At 66.2% G+C, this 17,346-nt stretch carries 15 protein-coding genes; 9 read left to right on the top strand and 6 right to left on the bottom strand.

Annotated features, from left to right (window positions below; genetic code table 11):
* Positions 1-30: 30 nt before the first annotated feature.
* From NKF06_RS00295 to NKF06_RS00280, 4 genes are all read right to left on the bottom strand, one after another.
* A complete protein-coding gene (locus tag NKF06_RS00295) occupies positions 31-627 on the bottom strand; it encodes a SprT-like domain-containing protein (RefSeq protein ID WP_253244135.1) in 597 nt (198 codons plus the stop codon).
* Between the two features lie 147 nt (positions 628-774).
* On the bottom strand, positions 775-2,109 hold the full coding sequence (locus tag NKF06_RS00290) for a phosphoglucosamine mutase (RefSeq protein WP_253244134.1): 1,335 nt from the start codon (positions 2,107-2,109) through the stop codon (positions 775-777).
* A 49-nt stretch (positions 2,110-2,158) separates the two neighbouring features.
* Positions 2,159-3,895, bottom strand: coding sequence for a hypothetical protein (locus tag NKF06_RS00285; RefSeq protein ID WP_253244133.1), 1,737 nt, complete (start codon positions 3,893-3,895; stop codon positions 2,159-2,161).
* Positions 3,896-3,905: 10 nt separating this feature from the next.
* Positions 3,906-5,258 (bottom strand): aryl-sulfate sulfotransferase, encoded by a 1,353-nt coding sequence (locus tag NKF06_RS00280; RefSeq protein WP_253244132.1) that lies wholly within the window; start codon positions 5,256-5,258, stop codon positions 3,906-3,908.
* Positions 5,259-5,397: 139 nt separating this feature from the next.
* Here NKF06_RS00280 and NKF06_RS00275 point away from each other — a divergent pair, with 139 nt between their 5' ends.
* From NKF06_RS00275 to NKF06_RS00255, 5 genes are all read left to right on the top strand, one after another.
* Positions 5,398-6,864 (top strand): hypothetical protein, encoded by a 1,467-nt coding sequence (locus NKF06_RS00275; RefSeq protein ID WP_253244131.1) that lies wholly within the window; start codon positions 5,398-5,400, stop codon positions 6,862-6,864.
* A 61-nt stretch (positions 6,865-6,925) separates the two neighbouring features.
* Positions 6,926-8,806, top strand: a complete 1,881-nt coding sequence (locus NKF06_RS00270; RefSeq protein ID WP_253244130.1) for an ABC transporter substrate-binding protein — start codon at positions 6,926-6,928, stop codon at positions 8,804-8,806.
* On the top strand, positions 8,803-9,636 hold the full coding sequence (locus tag NKF06_RS00265) for a phosphatase PAP2 family protein (protein ID WP_253244129.1): 834 nt from the start codon (positions 8,803-8,805) through the stop codon (positions 9,634-9,636). Before NKF06_RS00270 ends, NKF06_RS00265 begins: the two co-directional genes overlap by 4 nt.
* Positions 9,633-10,352, top strand: a complete 720-nt coding sequence (locus tag NKF06_RS00260; protein ID WP_342766456.1) for a helix-turn-helix domain-containing protein — start codon at positions 9,633-9,635, stop codon at positions 10,350-10,352. The genes NKF06_RS00265 and NKF06_RS00260 overlap by 4 nt, the downstream gene beginning before the upstream one ends.
* Before the next feature lie 379 nt (positions 10,353-10,731).
* Positions 10,732-11,211, top strand: a complete 480-nt coding sequence (locus NKF06_RS00255) for a hypothetical protein (protein ID WP_253244127.1) — start codon at positions 10,732-10,734, stop codon at positions 11,209-11,211.
* Positions 11,212-11,412: 201 nt separating this feature from the next.
* Here NKF06_RS00255 and NKF06_RS00250 read toward each other — a convergent pair whose 3' ends face one another.
* Entirely contained in the window at positions 11,413-11,574 is a 162-nt protein-coding gene (locus tag NKF06_RS00250) for a hypothetical protein (RefSeq protein WP_157575435.1), read from the bottom strand.
* A 268-nt stretch (positions 11,575-11,842) separates the two neighbouring features.
* Positions 11,843-12,451: a hypothetical protein gene (locus NKF06_RS00245; RefSeq protein WP_058826500.1), complete on the bottom strand. Its 609-nt coding sequence runs from the start codon at positions 12,449-12,451 to the stop codon at positions 11,843-11,845.
* Between the two features lie 249 nt (positions 12,452-12,700).
* Here NKF06_RS00245 and NKF06_RS00240 point away from each other — a divergent pair, with 249 nt between their 5' ends.
* From NKF06_RS00240 to NKF06_RS00225, 4 genes are all read left to right on the top strand, one after another.
* A complete protein-coding gene (locus NKF06_RS00240) occupies positions 12,701-13,843 on the top strand; it encodes a DegT/DnrJ/EryC1/StrS family aminotransferase (protein WP_253244126.1) in 1,143 nt (380 codons plus the stop codon).
* Positions 13,836-14,825, top strand: a complete 990-nt coding sequence (locus tag NKF06_RS00235) for a Gfo/Idh/MocA family oxidoreductase (protein ID WP_253244125.1) — start codon at positions 13,836-13,838, stop codon at positions 14,823-14,825. Before NKF06_RS00240 ends, NKF06_RS00235 begins: the two co-directional genes overlap by 8 nt.
* A gap of 262 nt (positions 14,826-15,087) precedes the next feature.
* The gene (locus tag NKF06_RS00230; RefSeq protein ID WP_058826503.1) at positions 15,088-15,690 is read left to right on the top strand and encodes a hypothetical protein; all 603 of its coding nucleotides are present in this window, start codon (positions 15,088-15,090) and stop codon (positions 15,688-15,690) included.
* Positions 15,691-16,013: 323 nt separating this feature from the next.
* Positions 16,014-17,318 (top strand): MarR family transcriptional regulator, encoded by a 1,305-nt coding sequence (locus NKF06_RS00225; RefSeq protein ID WP_253244124.1) that lies wholly within the window; start codon positions 16,014-16,016, stop codon positions 17,316-17,318.
* Positions 17,319-17,346: the final 28 nt, after the last annotated feature.

Below are 17,346 nucleotides of genomic sequence, written 5' to 3'. Positions count from 1 at the left end.
GTTGGGCGGTCGGAACGTGGTTTTCGCCCGCTAGTCTTGCCGCTCCCGGCAGTCGAGCGGCGCTTCACAGCAGGCGGATCGATAGGCGGACGACTCGCGGACCAGTTTGCACTCGCGGTAGCGGTAGGCGACGTCCGCGCCGCAGGCCTCGCAGGTGAGGGTGTACTTCGGTTCCGCGAACCGGCGGACGCGGACCGGCGCGTCGACCGCCTCGGCGCGGCGCTTGAACGCCGGGCCGTGGTCGGTCGCGCCGAACGCCTGAAACTGCTCGACGTGAACCAGTTCGTGTCGGAGCGTCGCGGTCCACTCCCCGCGGTCGAACGACTCGAACGCCCGCCACGACAGCGACATGGTACACCTGGGTGCGATGTCGAGTTCGACCGACTGCGAGGACGTGCCGGTCCACCGCCTCGGCTCCCCGACCTCCGCGTCGTCAACGTTCGGTGTCTTCACCGCCGCCGCCCGCCGCTTCGCGCGGGTAGACACTTCCCACTGGACGCGATGTAAGTCCACGTCGAACTCGTATTGGCTCGCCGCGTGGCGGCAGTACGTCCGTGACCAGCTCACCAACTCGTCGCCGGTTTCGATAGCGTCGTACCCGCCGGGGCTCCCATCTTCGTGTCCCACGACTTCGAGCCGTGGTTCGGAGCGAGCCGATATGTGTGTTGTGCCCACCCGAAACGGTCACCGACGAGCGGTGTTGGTTCGGGTGTGGGTGTGGATTAGTGCGGGTATGGATGTTGGGTTCGGGTGTGGGTGCAGGTGTGGACGCAGTCAGGCGGTGAGCGTCGTTTTCTCGTCGGACACGAGCGCCCGCACCGCGTCGAACAGCCGCTTCGCGCTGTCTCGGGACGTTCCTTCGACGGTCGCGCGAAGCACGCGCTCGGTTCGGCTCGCCCTGACGACAAACCACGCGTCGTCGCGCTCGACGAAGATTCCGTCGTCGGTCCGAACGTCGTCGAAGCGTTCTTGGCACTCGGTCGCCAGTCGCGTCATCTCGCGGGCGCAGTTGTCGACCGCGAACGAGTCGAAAAACAGCGGGTACGCCGCCACGTCGCCCGCCTGCTCGGAGAGCGCGTCTCCCTCGTCGACGAGCCGCGCGAGGCGAATCGCCGAGAGCGTCGCGTCCGGACAGGGCGACTCGGCCGGCCACTGGTAGACGCCGGTCGGCTCGCCGCCGAAGACGACGTCCGCGTCCGCAGCCGGTCCGGACCCCGGAATCCCGTCCATCTCGACCCGGACGATGCTCCCGCCCGCGTCGGAGACGACCTCTCCGATGCGACGGCTCGCCTCCAGCGGCACGGCGACGCGGGCGTCTCCGTCCGCATCGCGGACTGCCTCGCGTGCGAACAGCCCCAACAGCGCGTCTCCGCCGACGACCTCGCCGGTCTCGTCGACGGCCACGAGGCGGTCCGCGTCGGCGTCGTGAGCCAGACCGATATCGGCGTTCGAGGCCGCGACCGCTCGGCGGAGCGTCCCGCACGCATCGTCGCCCGCGGCGACCCGACGGCGCGGAAACGAGTCGTCTGCGGTTCCGTCGAGGCGCTCGACGTCGCAGCCGAGGCGTTCGAGCGCCTCGGCCATGATGTCGTCGTCCCGCTCGCCGACGTCAACCACGACGCGCGTGTCGGAAACCGAAGTTCGTCCCTCGCAGAGATGGTCGAGGTGATGCGCCGTGGCGTCGTCCCAGCGACGTTCCTCGCCGATTTCGTCCCACGGGGCGACCTCGGCCGACGAGCCGTTGACCCGGCGGACGACCCTACTCTGTCGCTCCCACGAGAGGCGCGAGCCGTCGTCGTCGAACAGTTTCAGCCCGGTGTCCTCGGCGGGGTCGCTGACGGTCGTCACCGCCACGCCGGCGTCGCCGCCGAGTTGCCTCACGCCGTGAGAGACGGTTGGGCTCGCAACCGGTCCGAGTCGATGGACGGTGCCACCGCACTCGCAGACGCCGGTTGCGACCGCATCCGCGAGGAGACGAGCGCTGTCGCTCGGGTCGTGACCCACGACGATTTCGTCACCCATTCCGGCGAGGGCGCGACCGGCTTTGAGGGCGAGTTTCGCGGTCACCTGCGTCCCGTACGAACCGCGAATGCGTGATGGTGCGAACATACCCCACTGTCCGTCCAAGGGATGTTTACTATCGGTCGGATAATGTCGGTTAGCGTCGCTTAGCGTCTGACAAACCGGCGGCTTCGGTCGTCGAGGCGTCGGTATTGGTCTCGATGCCAGTGTCGGCGTTGGCATCAATGCTCGCGTCGGCGTCGGTATGGTCCGACATGATTTCGTACACCACGACCCCGTCGTTACCGTAGACTCGTCGATACCGGGGACTGTCGGCGAGCGAGGCGCGAAGCCGCTCGGCCCCGTCTTCTTCGAGCCCCCGGACGGTGTACGTCCCGCGGGGGACGTACAGGTAGTCGGGCGAGACGCCGACGGACTCCATCGACGCGGTCACGCAGGTCGCGTTCTCGCAGGTGCTCGCCGTTTTGAACGCCGAAATCTGGTCGTAGTACCTGTCGGGGCTCTTCCATTCGACGCCCCACGGCCCCACGAGCATCGTCCGCTTCGCGTAGTGCGGGAACAACTCGGCCGCGTCCGAGAGCACGACGAACGACGCGTTCGCATCGGTGTTGTTCCTCGCCCACTCCATGGCCTCCCGGTCGTCGTCGTCCATGAACGATGGGAGACTCGGACTGCCGTGGTGTGCCGCGCCAAGACCGCTCGCGGCGTAGAACCCGCCGAGGCTCGTCGCGACGACGAGAACCACGACCAGCGACGAGGCCATCAGCTGCCGGTTGTCGAGCGACCCGCGAACGCTGTCGGTCAGCCGCGGCACGACGACGCCGAACAGCACTGTCGAAATCATCATCGCGCCAGCGACGAACTGGAAGCGCTCCTTTCCGATGACGTACGCGCAGACGAAGAGCCAAAGCGGTAGCGTGAACTTCTTCCGAGAGCCGAGCACGGCTGTGGCGGCGAAACTCGCGAGGAAGAACACCGTGACGACGGTCGGGTCCAGCGGATAGACGAACTGGTCGAGGAGCCGACCGATGCCGCCGGCGATACCGCTGTGACTGCCCGCCGCGCCCGCGAAGGCCCCGATGCCGTGAGTGGTGACGACGTTGACCCACCATGGTGCGGCGAGGACGAGTCCCCCGAGGGCCACCGCGGCACCGCTGACGAGGCCGGGGAGTGTCCGGTCGAGCATCGCGTAGAGGACGAGCCAACTGACGCCGAAGAAGACGGTGTACGTCGGGTGCGAGAGGACGGTCAGCCCGAAGCAGATGATACCGGAGCCGACCCACAGCGGCCGCCGAGTGCCGCGTCGGAACAGCCTCGCCCCGACGTAAACCCCGCAGAGAGACAGGAAGAACGCGGACGCGCGGACGATACCGCCGGCAGAGAGGTGCCACTGGAGAACCGGCGGCGTGACCGCGAGAATCGCCGTCGCGACCCCCGCCTGCCGCGGCGTCGGGAGGAGTTCGAGCGCGATGCCGTAGTACGGCACGAGATAGAGAACCGTGACGACGGTCGGGAGGACGAGGCTGAGCGTCGTCCCCGAGGCGCCGAGGTCGGTCAGGAACGCGACCACGTAGAACTGGAGCGGTGGGTACGCGAACGGAATTCCACCGTCGTAGTACGGTATTGTCGTCGGGAGCGCGTAGCCGTTGGCTCGAATCTGCTCGGCGATTTCGAGGTACAGCCCGGACCCGTAGGCCGGGTAGTCGTGGGTCACCACGTACGTCACCGAGACGATGAGTCCGGCGATGAGGGCGAGTGCGAACCACGCGTGGCTCTCGCGGCCGAGGCCGGGAACGCCGTTGGTGAACGCGTTCGCGCGGCCCGGTGCCGCGGGGTCGAGACCGTTCGCCGTGTCGTCGGTCGTTGAGTTCATGGAGTAGCTCTCACTTTCGCTTTCGAAGCGAGACGGGGTTCGTGAGCGAGACGCGGTACGGGAGCCACCGCAGTTCGGCGGCGGCCCACGCGAGTCCGACAGCGAGGGCGAGACAGGACACCAGCAGCTCTGTGACGCCCATCCACTGCGGGAGGACGTAGTAGACGGCGTTCACGACCGGTCCGGGGAGTACCGACGACTGAGACGGGCCGCCGTCTCCGAGCGGCGAGCCACCGGCCGTCTGGTTCTGGAGGTCGAGTTCGTGTGCCGGCGGACCGCCGGCGCTCTCGTCGCCGGTCCCGAGCCGCTCGGCCTCGTAGGGGAACGCGACGGGGACGCTCCAGACGACCTCGCCGGTCTCGTCCAGTTCGAACACGCGGTTGCCGTTCGAGTCAGTCACGAGCGTGTGCCCGTTCGGGAGTCTGTCCGCGTCGCGCGCCCACTGGAGTCGCTTGTCCTGCCAGACCCACGAGCGAACCCACTCGCCGTCGTCGTCGCGGTATTCGACGAGACGGTTGTTCTCAGAGTCGGCGACGAGGACGGCGTCGTCGCCGTCCGGGTTCTCGATGTAATCGGGATTGTGCTGTTCGTAGAGGACGTCGTGAGACCCGTTTCCGAGCGTCCGGTTCTCGACGAGACCGGTCTCGCGGTCGAGGTACACCACTCTGTCGTGGTTGCGGAGGCTGACCTGAATGAGCCCGCTTTCGAGCACCTCCACGTCGTTGAGGTGGGTCCAATCGGACGGATACGGCCCGCCGGTCGTCGCGGGGTCGAACGCCGCCTGCGCGTCCCATGACCACTCGACGATGCCCGTCGTCGTGTTCACGACGAACACGCGGTCAGCGGCGATATCGGCGACGACGTACGTCGAATCGCTCAGCCTGTCGCCGTCGTGCCACCGCGTCGAGTGCTTCCCGACGGTCACGCGACTGTAAATATCCTCGACGTTCCCGGTGGTGAGGTTCACGCGCTCGATACCGTTTCGCGTGCACACGCTCTCGCCGCCGCACTCCTCGGGGGTCAGGTGGTCCGCGTAGAGGTACTCGACTGTCGCGTTCGTCCCCTCGACGGGGTCGACGTCCCAGTAGCGAGTGTGGGAATCGTCGTAGTATCGCCGCTCACCGTCGGCTCCGAAGGCGACGAGCTCGGCGTTCGCTCGCGGCCCGTCGCTTTCCCGTCCGAGCCACGTGTTCGAATCGGTCGCGATGACGGTCGTCCCGTTCGCGGGCGCGACCCGTGCGCTCTCGCCGGTCGCGTCCGTCACCGCCGCGGTCGGCCGGCTCAGGTACGCAGCTCCGACGATACCCGTGCAGACGAGGAGGGCGACTGCCGCGGCGACTCGTAGATGCGTCCGCTCGACCATTGCGTAGTCGTGGGTGGGTGGACGGTCTTACTATCTGGATGCTAAACCGCGGATGCGCCCGTGCCCACCGACGTGGAATCCGTCCACTCGTACCTTACGCACGGAATAATTAGGGTCCCGAGGGCGGGAACACGACACAATGGCGTCTCGTCTCGGGGCGGCCGAGAGCCTCGTCGTCCTCGGTGTCGTCCTCCTGTTGGCGACGGCAGCGGTGCCGACCGCGAGCGTCGTCGACTTCGGCGCGAACGGGGGTGTTTCGACGGCCGCGACGACCGAACCGGCACCGAACGGTCCGAAATCGGCCGCCGACGTTCGGCTGGTCTCGGTCGGCGACCGGGGTGACAGGCTCTGGCCGTTCACCAGCCGTGACCGGTCGTTCGAGACGCTGACGCTCCCGGTGAACGTCGTCGTCGAGGGGAACCCCGCCCGGGTCCGCTCGCTGCTCATGTACTCGCGCGACGCGACGTGGGACGAGACGAACGAGTCGTGGCAACAGGCGTCCACCGAACAGCCCCCCACCCCCGAGGCGGGCACTCCGTGGGGGTCGGCCACGGGCGCAGACCGGTTTACCTTCGTCGACACCGCGGACTCGGGCGGGCTGTGGATTGCGGAGTCGATGCAGCTCCACGACGGGACGTACTTTGGGAGCCGCATCCACCTCCGCCTGTACGGCGGCGGGACGCCGGACGACTCGTGGACGGCGATTCAGGCCCACCGTGACTACTGGGACTGGTTCCGGCTTCGGCACACGGTGACGAGCCTGTCCGGCCCGCAACACGTCGTCGAGCGGGACCTGATGCGGCAGTCGACTGTCGTCGACGTCCGTCGCGAGCGGTTCGCCAACGGCGGCATCATCGACGCCGACGGCTGGGTGTCGGTTGTCGAACTCGGTCCGCCACAACTCTCGACGCTCCCGAGAGACGACGTGCGCCGCTCCATGCCCGTCGAGTCGGCGACCAGTCGGAGTGAGGCCGCAGAGCGCGCCGGCTCCGAACGCGGCGGCACCCCCTCGGTACTCGATACGCCCGCGAGGGCGGCGGGCGTCGGAACCGTCCTGTCCGTGCTCGCCATCGGCTTCGTCGGCGTCGGCGGCCTCGCCGCGCTCGCCACTCGCCGAGACGAACTCGGCGCGCTCGTCGAGCGTCTCCGCTGGTCGCGCCTCGCCGACGACCGATTCCAGCGCGTCGTCGCGCTCGCGGTCGCTCTCGTTGCGCTCCCGGTTTTGGTCCGCTCGGCCGCTCTCGGACTCGAACGCGTCGTTCCGAACCATCCGAAGGTTATCGCCGGACTGCTCTTTCCGGTGTTCGCGTTCACGCCGGCCGTCCTCGCCGCTCACCTGCCGCGGGGGTACTCCTCGGAACTGTGGTTCGGCACCGCGTTCGTCGGCTACGGGACGGGTCTCGTCGCCGACTTCGCGATGATAGGAGTCGCTGTCGTCCCGGTCGAAGTCGTCCTCCACCGGTTCGCCGTGCTCGTCGCGCTCGGCTGTCTCGCCGTCGCCGGCCACCGTCGATTCGAGGCGTCGGAGCCCCGCCGAGCGCCGCTTTGGGCGGCCGTTTGCCTGTGGTTGCTACTGTTCGCGTGGCCGCTTTTCTTGGGCACCTAGGCGCTTAGCCCCCGGATAATAACGACACCGCGCCCCAAGACAGTTACCTGCCCTCCCGTACATGTCATCAACACGGCTCTCTAGACGGTCGGTTTTGGCGCTCGCAGGCGCGAGCCTGACCAGCGGGTGCGTCCGGCAGCTCGAATCGACGGTCTCGCGCGACGAGCGGACGCCGCTTTCGCTCTCCATCAAGACCGTCCCCGCGGACGCCGACGCGACGGCGACGAAGCTCGCCCGCTACCTCGCCACTCGCCTCCAGGCGGTCGGCGTCGCGGCGACCGTGGTTCCGATGAGCCGGGAGGAACTCCTCCGCGACGTGCTCTCGAACCACGACTTCGATATCTACGTCTCCCGGCTGCTGCTCCGGCGCGACCCGGATTTCCTCCGTCCCCTGCTCCACTCTCGCTACGGCCCGGGACGCGGCTGGCAAAACCCGTTCGGATACGGCGACCTGTCGTTGGACTCGCTTCTGGAGCGACAGCGGACCGAGACCGGCTCCGTCCGCGCCGCGACGCTCGCTGAGATTCAACGGCGCATCGTGGAGGCCCAACCGTTCACGCCCGTCGCGGCCCCGCGCCCGGCTCAGGCGACGCGGCCGGTGCGGGTCGACTGGCCGGACGGCGTTGGAATCCACAGCCTCACGGGATATCTCGGTGCTAGAGCTGTCACCACCACGTCGACCGCCTCGCGGACCGAGTCGACAGCCACGTCGTCGGCGACGCCCGCACCGACCGAGCAGTCGACGCCTGCAACGACCTCGACGCCTGCAACGACGACCGACGAACCGACCGCCGAAAACGAACTCCGAATGACGCTGGGCGACTCGCGCCCGACGGAGAATCTCAACCCGCTTTCGACGCCGTTTCGGTCGGACGGGACGCTCCTCGACCTCGTCTACGACTCGTTGGGTCGTCCGGTCTACGACCGGATGCGGCCGTGGATGGCCGCGTCGTGGGAGTGGGCCGACGGGGACGAGACGACGCTTTCAGTCCGGCTCCGCGACGACCTCGCGTGGCACGACGGCGAGCCGATAACGGCGGCGGACGTGTCGTTCACCTTCCGGTTCATCTCCGACACGGCGCTCGGCTCGCTCGACCAGCCGGTCCCGTCGCCGCGGTACCGCGGCCGCGCCTCGCTCGTCGAGTCGGTCGACGCCACGTCCGACCGCGAGGTGACGATTCGGTTCGGCGACGTGAGCGAACCGGTCGCGGCGCGCGCGCTGACGATCCCGGTGCTCCCCGCACACGTCTGGGAGCCGTTCGCCCGCCCGACGAGCGTCTCGTGGCTCGACGGCGGCCACGTCACCGAGGCGCTCGTCCGGAACAACCTCGAACCGGTCGGAAGCGGACCGCTCCGCGTGACGGAAACGGCGGCCAGGGAGTCGGTTTCGATGGAACCGTTCGAGGACCACTTCCTCGCCGCCGACGCGCTCGACGGCCGACTGTCCCGGTTTGACGGCGGTTTCTCGTTCGACTCGCTGCGGTTCGATGTCGTTCCCTCCGACGGCGCTGCCGTCGAACTGCTCGCGACCGACGCCGTCGACGCGACGGCGAACTCGCTGTCGGCCGATTCGAGGGCGGCCGCGGCGGACGAACCCGGAATCTCCGTTCGCACCAGCCGCCCCGAGTGGTGTTATCACATCGGCTACAACCACCGACGGCCGCCCTTCATGAACCCCAGGTTCCGGCGGGCGGTCGCCCGGCTCGTCGACCGCGAGTTCCTCGTGGACTCGGTGTTCGGCGGCGAGACCGAACCGGCGTCGTCACCGCTGGTCGCGACGACGTACGTCCCATCGGGTGATGCGTGGGAGGAGGCCACGTCCGAACTCGAATTCGTCGGCGACTCGGGGACCGGCACGCTCGACGCGGAGCGAGCGCGGTCGGTGTTCGAAGACGCGGGATACGCCTACTCGGGCGACGGCGACCTCCTCATTCAAGAATGATCGCCGCTCAGTCTTCGATAGGCGTCTCACCGCTCGTCGCGGTTCTCGCCCGCGTGCTCGGCGGTGCGGCTGTCGCGTTGGCGCTCGCAACGCTCACTATTATCGGGCCGTCGCGTCTCACGACGGCGTACGGGTCGGGGAGCGACCGCTTGCGCGAGGCCGCGCCGTACCTCTGCCTGCTGGCGGTCGTTCTCCTCGTGAACAAGGTCGCCCGCGGCGTCGGCCCGGAAGTGTCGTGGGCGCTGGGCTGGAACGCCACCGGCGTCATCTACGCTATCGAGGGGAACTTCGTTCAGCACGTTCAGTCGCTCGCGACGCCGATGCTCACCGCCGTCCTCTCGCGGGTGTATCTTTCGGGATACGTCTTTCTGCTCACGTTTCCGTTCGTCGCGTACTTCGCGGCGGCCGACGAGCGGCCGCTGAAACTCACCGCGGTCACGTACGCGGTGAACTACGCCATCGGCCTGACCTGCTACGTCCTGTTTATCTCCTACGGTCCCCGTAACCTCCTGCCGGGACAGGTCGAGTCGCTCCTGTACAGCACCTACCCGCAGACGCAGATACTCACCGGCGAGGTGAACGTGAACACGAACGTGTTCCCGTCGCTTCATACGTCGCTTTCGGTCTCGGCGGCGGCGATTGCGATTCGGACGCGGGAGACGTACCCCGCGTGGGCCGTCGTCGCGTCGGTGCTCGCCGCCGCGGTCGCGTTCTCGACGATGTACCTCGGGATTCACTGGGGGACCGACGTAGTCGCCGGCGTCGTCCTCGGGGTCGGCAGCGTCGCGTTCGGCGATTGGCTCGTCGGCCGCCGGTCCGCGGACGCGTGACCCTTACCGCCCGGATAATAAGGTTCGGCCGATTCCTGCGGTCGGTCGTGAGCGCCATCATTACACTTCGAATCCCGGCGTCCGCGTTCGTTCTCGATGATGTCCTCTCACGCAGTTCCATCACCGAGGCGCGTCTGGTTCGCTCCGTGCAACTCGATGAGCCCACGCTCTCGCCACTGCTGTGGGTCCGGAGCGACGACCCAGCGCAGATCGCGTCGTCGCTTCGTGACGACCCGAGCGTTGGTTCGGTCGCGCCGTTCGCCTCGTCAACCGGCGGCGGCGTCTACCGCCTGAGCCTCAGACCGCTCGCCGACGAGTTCATGCGACTGTTCGCCGACGGCGGTCTCAGCGTTCTCGACGCCCACGGCCGAGACGGTGAGTGGGTGGTCCGCGTCTTCGCCCGCGACCGCGACTCGATCGGGTCACTCGGTGACGGATGGCGACGCACCGGGCCGGAGTTCGATGTCGAACGAGTTCGGTCGCCCGAGAACCTCGGAGACCCGACGCGGTTCGGACTGACCGACCGGCAGCACCACACCCTCGTCACCGCGTTCCGACAGGGGTACTACAGCGTCCCCCGCGATTCGGATATAAGGGAGCTCTCGAACACGCTCGGTGTCACCCATCAGGCGACCTCGCAGCGGCTCCGACGCGGTCACGAACGGCTGATTCGGCGGGCGCTCGTTGAGCAGCCGTCACCGAGTCTCCCTTATTAGGCGCTTGCACTTGCAACCGATAAGACGAGAGGTCTAGTCGATATACCAACTGTTGGAATGAGTACTCGGTGCGAACGACAGAGCCGTACGCTGTGACCTCTCACTGAGCAGTCGGTCCGAGGGACCGACTGCGCGCTCTGTTCTGTCGGTTCCGGGACCCTACGCGTCCCATCGATCGCGTACCCCGCCCCGACGGTTCTACCGTCGTCGAACGCTCGGCTCGGCGGGTACTCGTTCCCGCCCCGATATCGACATCGACGAGCCGTCGGCTATCCGGCGACCGAACCAGCAGAGGACCGTTACCGAAATCTATGACACAGAACGCATCCCTAATCACGTTGGTAACACGTACAAAAAGATGAGGAACAGATAGTGAGCTATGGCGGACCGCAGTAACGACGACACCCACTTGGCCGGGACCGTGGCAGGCATCGCCGGAGCCGGGGGTAGTGCGCTCGGGTATCGACGAGCCATTGCCTCGCGTTTCGCGGCCTGCTGGCACGCGTTCGTCCGTCTCGTTGCGTCCCTCTCGAATCGGTCCGGCCGCAGAGACGGTGGGCCACCGACCACCGATTCGGCGGGCACGTCCCCGTGTTCCGAGGGACACGCATCGTCCGACCCCGACGCGAACCGCGGGCTTCTCGGCATCGACCCCGAACTGCTCAACTCCGAGCGCCGAATCCTTCAACTGCTCATCGTCGAGGGCGGGCGACTGCCGCAGTCGCAGCTGGTCGAGCGGACGCGGTGGTCCGACTCGACTATCAGTCGAACGCTGTGTCGGATGGAGACGCAGGGGCGAATCGAGCGCTTCCAACTCGGGTCGGGGAAGTGCGTCGTTCTCCCGCAGGACGACGAGTAGCCGAGTCGACCATTCGGTCGCCTCACAGTGACTCCGCTTGGACCTCCGACCGCGTTTGGGATCGAGTCGTATCGCCTCCCGGCGGCGCCACCGACGACACTCGACCGAGCGTGCCGTGAGAGAACGTCTCCGCGCACCGACGCGACGAGGACGCCGGCGTGAGACTCGATGGCGGGCCGGGTGACGCTCCCCTGTCGCGATTCACAGCGCGAGCGTGACCGTCCCGAACAGCATGAACAGGAACACGAGCTGGCGCGCTCGGACGTACGACGGTCCGACGCGGTTCACGTGCCCAAGCCCTGACGTGACGACCGCGAGGCCGACGAACAGTGCGCTCACTGCGACGAATTGTCCCGTGAGCATTGGTTACCGGACCTCCACAGCGGCAGCGATTGGCGTCTCAATCCCGCTTGTTACGTGTCCACGAGGCATGGACGTGAGTTGTGTGCATTGGCATATCCTTATTCAGGCTGTAACTGACACGGAAAAGACGGCGCATTCATAATATCATGTTGTCACTTTCTCGGGTTTTCTGCGTTCGACTCGGCGTCGGCCGGCATTACAGCCCCGGTAAACTGAGCGAAATAGTGCCGCGAGACGAACCGTTCGACTTCCCAAGGATTCGCTGGCGTCACTCCTCGGTGAGGGCGCGGTAGCCGAAGAAGAGGACGACGAGCGCGGCGGGGACGAGGGCGAAAGACGTGTCGAATGGGCTCACGCTCGATGCGGTGACGGCGACGCCGGCGACGCCAACCAAGATGACGCCGACGTTCACTAACCGCTTTCGCGAGACCGTCACTCGGTCGTCAGTCGACTCGGTCGCGACCGAACCTCGGTCCGTGCCTCTCGCGTTATCGAGGGTCGAACCCGGGTCTATCTCGGTCGACGTGCGAGTCGCGTGGGCCGCCTCGTGGGTCGGCGAAAAGACGCGCCCGCTCTCGCGGTGGAAGACGAGACGACCGTCGTCGTCGAGCCGCGGCAAGTCGAAGTCGAAGAGCACGCTGTGTATCTCCTCGTCCGTCGGGACCATCCCGTCCGTCTCGTCTTGGAACCACTCCGAGAGCGCGACGGTCAGCTCGCCGACGGTGTACGGCGTCTCGGAACGCTCGTTCACGAGCGAAACGATGGTGTCTCGTCGTCGAGATTCGGTGACGCCGCCGAGGCCGGGTCTGTCGTCGAGTGAGGGTCCAGATTCCTCTCCGGTGTCGTCGGGGCCGCCCGGTGCCCACGCTGGAGCCATTGACGTTTCCGGCTATGTAATCTATAAAAATAAAACCACGGTGTCCGGCCCCGATGAATCGGTGGAATCGACGCTTCAGTGGCGCTGTGTGCTTATCTAAACCATAATAATGGGTTCCTGGTGTCTGGCACTCGACAGCGGTCGCAGGACCGCAGGACATGCTATGAGACGCACACACCCAAGCGATTATCGACGCGACTGTTCGGCGCTTCACGGCGCGGCGGCTCCGACGCACGGAGGACGACGCCGATGACTGGAGACATCAGTATCGCCTCCCCGGTTCTCGGAGACGAAGAACTCGACCGCATCGAATCCGTCGTCGAGTCGGGGATGATCGCGGACGGCCCCGAGGTACGAACGTTCGAGTCCGAGTTCGCGGACTACTGCGACGCCGACCACGGCGTCGCCACGTCGAACGGGACCACCGCGCTGCACACGGCGCTCGAAGCGGTCGGCGTCGGCCCCGGCGACCGCGTTCTGACGACGCCCTTTTCGTTCGTCGCGACGGCGAACGCGATTCGATTCGCCGGTGCCGAGCCGGTGTTCGCTGACATCGACCCCGAGACGTTCAACCTCGACCCCGAGCGGGTCGAAGCGACCCTCGAATCGCTCGAGTCGGACGTGCAGGCGATGGTCGTCGTCCACCTCTACGGCCTCCCCGCGCCGATGGACGAACTCCGTGACATCGCCGACGACTACGACGTGGCCCTCGTCGAAGACGCGGCGCAAGCCCACGGTGCCGAGTACTTCGGCACGCCGGTCGGGTCGCTCGGCGACGCCGCGAGCTTCTCGTTTTACCCGACGAAGAACATGACCACCGGCGAAGGTGGGATGGTCGTCACCGACGACGAGACCGTCGCACAGAACGCCGCGAGCTTCGTCAATCACGGCCGGGAGACCGACGGCTACCGGCACGTCTCGCTCGGTCACAACTTCCGGATGACGAGCGTCGCGGCCGCGATGGGACGCGCCCAACTCGAACGCCTCTCCGGCTTCATCGAGGACCGTCGCTCGAACGCGGCGCGACTCGACGAGCTGTTGGCCGACACGGACGCGGCGACGCCGACGGTCCCCGATGGGTTCGACCACTCGTACCACCAGTACACGATTCGGGTCGGCAACCGCGACTCGGTCGTCGAACAGCTGGACGAACGCGGCATCGGGTGCGGGATTTACTACCCACGGTGCATCCACGACCAGCCCGCCTACGACTTCCTCGACGTGCGTGCGCCCGTCGCCGAGCGGGTCGCAGAGCAGGCCCTCTCCATCCCGGTCCATCCGAGTCTCACCGAAGCGGAGGTCGAGCGAGTCGGGACCGTCCTCCGAGACGAGGTCTCTATCGAGCCTCCGTCCGGCACTCGCGCGTCTACCGTGGGGGCGTCCGATGACTGACGGCACCGTCGCGGCCGGGGTCATCGGCGTCGGGAGTATGGGACAGAACCACGCTCGGGTGTACGACGAACTGGGCGACACGGAGCTCGTCGGCGTCTTCGACGTCGACGACGACCGGGCCGAGTCCGTCGCGGACGACTACGGGACGACCGCGCGGTCGATGGACGACCTCCTCGACGCGGCGGACATCGTCTCCGTCGTCGTCCCGACGCAGTTCCACTACGAGAACGCGAAGCGCGCCCTCGAATCGGACGTTCACGTCCTCGTCGAGAAACCGTTCGTCGAAGACCCGGACAACGGCCGGGAGCTCATCGACATCGCCGACGAGCGAGACCTCGCGTTACAGGTTGGTCACATCGAGCGGTTCAACCCGGCGGTTCGCGCTCTCCGCGACCTCGTCGACGACCTCGACATCCACGCGGTCTCGACCGAGCGACTCGGGCCGCCCGTCGACCGCGCCATCGACGACACGGTCGTGATGGACCTGATGATTCACGACCTCGACATCGTCCTCGACATCGTCGACGGCGAGGTCGACTCGTACGACGCCGTTGGAACGCCGGACTGCAGCCACGCGAACGCGAACCTCGCGTTCGACTCCGGGGTGACGGCGTCGCTCACGACGAGTCGCGTCACCCAAGAGAAGGTTCGGGGTCTCACTATCTCGGCGGCCGACTGCCGCGTGAAGGTCGACTACATCGACCAGAACATCGAGATTCACCGCTCGTCGGTCCCCTCGTACATCGACGACGAGTCGCTTGTCCGCCACCGCCACGAGAACTTCGTGGAGACGCTCGCGGTCGAGCAGGTCGAACCCCTCCAGAGCGAGCTGCGGTCGTTCGCGAACGCCGCTTCGACCGGTACGGAGCCCGTCGTGGACGGCGAGCAGGGGCTTCGGGTGTTGAAGCTGACGAAGAAGCTCGACGAGACCGCGCGGGAAACACTCGATGACGGGGCTCCACTGACCTCCACGGTCGACTGAAACACGGGCTTTACCGGGTTTATCACGTGCCTTTGGTGGAACAACAATCCGACTTTCGCTGAATCGCTATCGGGCGCTTCTCGACTGCTGTCAAACGTTCAATAAAGCCGCTGTCTTGCGATTACGCACCGATGAAACAGTCTGAAACAGTCACTAAACTGCTGCAATACGTCTTGATTCCGGTCGGGTTTTCACAACAGTTCGGAAAATCCGGGACGGTGTTGACGCTTTATTGGGGGTCACAGTAACGGTTGGAGCGAGCATGACCACTCAAGTGAACGGTACCGAAAGCGCGCTGATCGACCAGCATACGAATGCGGCCGAGCAGAACACGGAACTTGGGAAGGACGAGATATACCACCTGCTCCAGAACGAGCGCCGTCGGAAGGTCCTCGAATACCTGCGCGACCGCGAGGGACCGGTTCAGATGCGGGACATCGCGGAGCAGGTCGCCGCGTGGGAGCACGATACGACCGTTCAGGCGTTGATGTCCGACCAGCGCCAGCGCGTCTACATCGCCCTCTACCAAGCGCACCTCCCGAAACTCGACGAAGAGGGCGTCATCGACTACAATCAGAGCAGGGGTATCGTCGAGAAGACACCCCTCGCAAACGAACTCGCCGCTCACCTCGAACTCCCCGGCGATGACGACGACGAGATGGACGGCGAGTCCGAGCGACCGTGGGGGGCATACTACCTCTCCGTCTCGGGGCTGAGTACGCTGGCCATCGGTGCATCCGGACTCGGACTCTTCGGGCTCGGCTCCGTTCCTCACCTCCTCGTCGCGCTCGCGGTCATGAGCGTCTACACGGCCCTCACGTTCTGGCAGGTCCTCGACAACTTCGAGACCGGCGACGAGGACTAACGCTTTTCGAGTTCTACTGCGCAGCGCACGCCGTTCGTCTGGTTCCGACATAAATACCCGCTATATCATGGGGGTTCATCCGTCTCTCGACCCGAACTCTCCAGGCCACCAGATGAAGGTCTCTTGTCATCTGAAGCCGTGAGATTCATATTGCTGAACTAGAATCATCGATATAGCGCAAAATTGGCCCCAATGATTTCAGACGCGCGCCCACCCCGTTCGCGAGCACCCGGTAGAGTCTCTCAATGGCCTACCGCGAGCCAAGCGAACGTCGCGTCACCGCCGAGCCGACGCGCCCGAGCCGAGGTGACTCTTCGATAACCATGTCGTACGCTCGAGCGACATTCGTTCTGGTTCTGCTCGTTCTCTCCGGCGCAGTCGTCCCCGCGCCGGTGCTGGCGATGGACGACGAGACGACCAACGAAACGTCCATCGAAGGGACGTTCACGAACACGGTTCCGGTCGACCAGCCGAGGGAGTCGACGTTCCTCTGGGCGTCCGAACGCAACACGCTCTCGGTCGAGTTCGACGCCCCGAACGAGTCGAACATCTACGAGGTGTGCGTGAGAAACGGGAGCGGCGACCGGGTCGAATGCACCGATAAGAGCGTCTCGTCTGGCACGCAGACCGTCGAGTTCACGTACGAATCCCTCTCGGAGTTCGAGGGCTCGAGCAACGTTTCCGTCGTCCTTTGGAACAGCTTCCCGGGGCAGTCGGAGCAGATTGCCAGCGACACGGTCAACGTCACGATACTCCAGAAAGACGGCGACATCGACGGCGACAAACTCAGCAACGCGAACGAACTGTCCAACAACACCTCGATGTTCCTCATGGACACCGACAGGGATAGTCTCCAAGACGGGGCCGAGGTGAAAAATTACGGGACGTCCCCGACGACGCCCGACACGGACGGCGACGGGCTGAACGATGCGGCCGAACTGTCGAACTCGCTGGATCCGACAGACCCCGACACGGACGGCGACGGCATCCCCGACGGCGTCGAGATGCGACTCGGAACGCCCCCGAACGACAGCACTGCCGACACGGACGGCGACGGACTGGACGACGGGTACGAGTACGAACACGGGACCGACCCCGTCGACCCCGACACGGACGGCGACGGGCTGAACGACGGGCTCGAGCGGAAGCTCGGAACGGACGCCACCGACGGCAGCACGACCCCGATGCTCGTGTTCACCGGCGGGACGCTGCTCGGCGTCGTCGCCGTCGGCGGCCGCTGGTTCATCGCCTCGTCGGAGTACCAGCTCGAAGCACCGGTGTCCGCGCCGCAACTGTTCAAGCCGGACGGGATCGACGCGGACGCGGAAGACGACGCATCGGAGTCGCCACCGATGCCGCCGGAGTTCGACCGAGACGAACTCCAGCAGTCGTCACAACCCGTCTTGACCGATGAGGACAAAGTCATCCAACTGCTCCGCGACAACGGCGGCTGGGTCTACCAGAGTAAAATCGTCGAGCAGACGGGCTGGTCGAAATCGAAGGTCAGCCGACTGCTTTCGAGCATGGACGAGTTCGGAACGGTAGAGAAGATCTCTGTCGGCCGGCAGAACATCGTCGCCGAAGAGGGGTCGATGCCCGAGGGTGCGGGGTCACCGTTCGACGAGTGACCCGCGCGGTCGCGGCCGCGTCCCTTTC

The organism is Haloferax sp. AB510, assembly GCF_024136985.1.
In the GTDB taxonomy this organism is placed as follows: Archaea; Halobacteriota; Halobacteria; order Halobacteriales; family Haloferacaceae; genus Haloferax.
Note: the sequence above shows the minus strand (reverse complement) of the source record. Positions and strands in the feature narration are given on the sequence as shown.